At 72.6% G+C, this 2349-nt stretch carries 1 protein-coding gene; it reads left to right on the top strand.

Annotated elements, in window-relative coordinates; all coding sequences use genetic code 11:
• Window positions 1-2349 (top strand): ImcF-related family protein (locus ACFZCE_RS27120; RefSeq protein ID WP_390943643.1); only part of this gene is annotated, 2349 nt, incomplete at both ends.

Genomic DNA, 2349 nt, shown 5'->3' with positions numbered 1-2349 from the left:
TGGCGCAAGCTCTGCCCGCGCCGCCCGTTCGACGCCATCGTCTGGGCCCTCAGCGCCGAACAAAGCGCCACCCCGGTGTACCTCGATACCGGCCTGCGCCACCTGCGCAACCTCGGCCACACCCTGCGCTGGCAAGCGCCCCTGCACCTGTGGGAAGTGTGCAGCAGCCAATGGCCACAACCCGGCCACCCCAACCTCCCCGCGGGCTGCCTGCTCAACCCCACCTTCAACCCCGAAGAGTTCGCCCAGCAACTGGCGGCCTTGCCCGCGCCGCTGTGCGCCTCGGGCATGTTCCGCCTCAACCGCCAGGTGATCCACGACTTCTACTACCGGTTGTCCTGGACGCTCGCCGAGGAGGGCATCGCCCGTTGGCGCGAGGCGCTGCGCCCGCAAGCGGCGGTATTGGCCCGTGGCCTGTGGCTGCGTGGGCTGTGGTTCAGCCTGCCGCTGGCGCGCGCCGAGGGTGGCCCGGCGCAACTGTGGCAGCGCGACGCCGCCTGGGACGGCATCCTCAAAGACACCGCCCAGGGCCAGTGGGCCGGCTGGCCGCTGCGGCGCCTGGCCTACCTCGCCACCCTGGCCACCCCCGCCATCCTCCTCGCCGGGGTACTCCTGGCCTACACCAGCAACCGCGCCGAAATTGCCAACCTGCACAGCCTGCAACAGCAACTGCACAGCGCCGCCACCCCGCGCGCCATCCAACTGGCGCTGCACAACCTCTCGCTCGAAGCCTCGCGCCTGGCCACCCGCGCCGACGAAGGCGCGCCCTGGTACGCCCGCTTCGGCCTGGACCGCACCAAGCCACTGCTGGCGCAGCTCTGGCCGGCCTACGCCGCCGCCAGCCAACGCCACCTGCGCGACCCCTTGGCCGCACAATTGGCCACCCAGCTCACCCAGCTCGGCAACCTGCCCGCCGGCGACCTGGCCCGCGAAGCCCACGCGCAACAAGGCTACGAGGCGCTCAAGGCCTACCTGATGCTCACCCGCCCGCAGCAGCACCTGGACGCCGCCTTCCTCACCCGCGTCGGCAGCGAGCGCGGCCTGCTGCCGGCGCTGTGGCCGTTCTACGCCGAGCAGTTGCCGCGGCACCCCGAGTGGGCCCTGGCCGAAGACGCCAAGCTGGTGGCCCGGGCCCGCCAGGTGCTGCTCGCCGAGATGGGCCAGCGCAGCGCCGAGAACGGCCTGTACGCCCAGGTGCTGGCCAGCGTGGCCAACGACTACCCCAGCCTGGCGCTGGCAGACCTGGCCGGCGACACTGACGCCGCCGCGCTGTTCAGCACAGCCAAAAGCGTGCCCGCGGTGTTCACCCGCCAGGCCTGGGAAGGCCGCGTGCGCGAGGCCATCGAGCAGGTTGCCGAGGCCCGCCGCGAGCAGGTCGACTGGGTGCTCAGCGACCAGCCCGGCAGCCTCAAGCCGGCGCTCACCCCCGAGGCGCTGAAGCAACGCCTGACCGCGCGCTACCGGCAGGACTACGCCAACGCCTGGCGAACCTTCCTCAACAGCCTGCGCTGGCAGCCGGCGCGCGGGTTGAACGGCACCCTCGAACAACTGGCGCTGCTGAGCGACGCCCAGCAGTCGCCGCTCAAGGCCTTGCTCACCCAAGTGGCCTGGCACGGCCAGGCGGGTGACAGCGGCCCGGCGCTGGGCCAACGCCTGCTGGCCCAGGCGCAGAAGATCATCCAGCGCCCGGAGCCTACGGCGCTGCAGCCGCCCGCGCCGGCCAGCGCCTTCAGCCCCTGGCAGCAACTGCTCAGCCCGGGCGACCCCGAGCTGAGCCTGGCCGCCTACCTCAACCGCCTCACCGCCGTGCGCCTGAAGCTCGAACAGGTGAGCCAGGCGGCGGACCCCCAAGCCACCGCCCTGGCCCTGGCGCAGAGCGTGTTCCAAGGCAAGGGCCTGGAGCTGACCGAGCCCCAGGCCTTTGGCCGGCTGCTGGCGGCCAGCCTCGGCGCGCAGTGGCACGGCGCCGGCCAGGCGCTGTTCGTGCAGCCGCTGGAACAAGCCTGGCAGCGCCTGCTGGCGCCCTCGGCGCGCAGCCTCAACAGCCAGTGGCAGCAAGGCATTCTGGCGCCGTGGAACAGCGCCTTCGCCGGCCGCTACCCGTTCGCCGCCGCCGGCACCGGCGATGCCTCGCTGGCCATGCTCGGGCAGATGGTGCGCCGCGACAGCGGGCGCATCGACAGCTTCCTGCAGCGCGAGCTGGCCGGCGTGCTGCGCCGCCAGGGCAACCGCTGGGTGGCCGAGCCGGGGCAGGGCCTGCGGGTGAACCCGGCGTTTCTCACGGCGGTGAACCAACTCGGCGAGCTGGCCGACGTGCTCTACACCGACGGCGCTCTGGGCATGGGCTTT

It is taken from the genome of Pseudomonas sp. NPDC007930, from assembly GCF_042958985.1.
Lineage (GTDB): Bacteria > Pseudomonadota > Gammaproteobacteria > Pseudomonadales > Pseudomonadaceae > Aquipseudomonas.
This window is presented reverse-complemented; position numbering and strand designations above follow the sequence as displayed.